Genomic DNA, 1,025 nt, shown 5'->3' on the forward strand with positions numbered 1-1,025 from the left:
TTCTTTTCGCTAACGGAGTCCTTGGCCCGCCTGCTACCGGGCCGACGCTGCTCGCATTCAATATGGCGCAACGGTCGCGCAAGTGATGCCCCTAACCAGGCGAAGAGAATCGAATCTGTGCCAAGCCGGGCAAGAATATTCAAGAAATGGTTCGCCCAGTTACTCATCATTCAGATTGCTCCGACAAACGAGACCATCGGTGCAACCGAAGACAGTCCGGGCTTGTTCGTGTTGGAACTCCTCATACATCGAAATGGAAATGGCGCAGCGCCGCGGGCACATGACGCGGCAGTGGCAAACCGGAACGGCGCGCGGCGCGCCGTCGTCCGATGGCCGATGCGCTCAAACCTGTGCGACACGCCGGCCACGCAACGAAGGGAAGTGTCATGTCGACATCACGGAAGAACAGCGACTGTATGCCGTTTCGTCAAGAAAGCGTATTTCCGTCCGCTATATGTTCCATCCATCCAGGAATCTCACCTCAACGTTGAATGCAGTTCGGGGTGAGCGATGCTTGCGGATTGGCAGTGCGTGACGAGGACTTGCCGCATCACGAGACCATGACCCCGACGGCGACATTTGGTTCGACATCGTTACCCACTGAGGTCACAGCACCATGATCAAGTTCGGTCACATTGAAATCGACATGAGCACACGCGTGGTACGCAGGCACAACGAGGCCCTGTGTGTCGGGTCACGTGCGTTCGATATTCTTGCATTGCTTGCCTCCGTCGACGGACGGCTCGTCACGAAAGACGAACTGATGGACGCCGTCTGGCCGGATACAGTCGTCGAGGAGAACAACATCCATGTACACCTTTCGGCGCTGCGTAAAGCATTTGGTGAGGATCGCGACTGCATCGTCACAGTGCCGGGCCGTGGGTATCGACTAGTGCAGAGTCGGGCCGCAGCGCTGCCGTCCGAAAGCCCTGCGCCAGGTAAGGCACGACGTACCTTACCGCCGTTTCCGACGGGATTGATCGGGCGCGATGCGGCCATCGCGCAAGTTCGCGCCGCGCTCGATT

Annotated in this window: 1 protein-coding gene; it reads left to right on the top strand. The window is 58.2% G+C overall.

Going from position 1 to position 1,025, the window contains the following annotated elements; all coding sequences use genetic code 11:
* Nucleotides 1-616: 616 nt before the first annotated feature.
* On the top strand, nt 617-1,025 hold a 409-nt coding region (locus P3T21_RS38420; RefSeq protein WP_429261061.1), incomplete at its 3' end, for a winged helix-turn-helix domain-containing protein.

The sequence above is a fragment of the Paraburkholderia sp. GAS334 genome, from assembly GCF_050436625.1.
Taxonomy (GTDB): domain Bacteria; phylum Pseudomonadota; class Gammaproteobacteria; order Burkholderiales; family Burkholderiaceae; genus Paraburkholderia.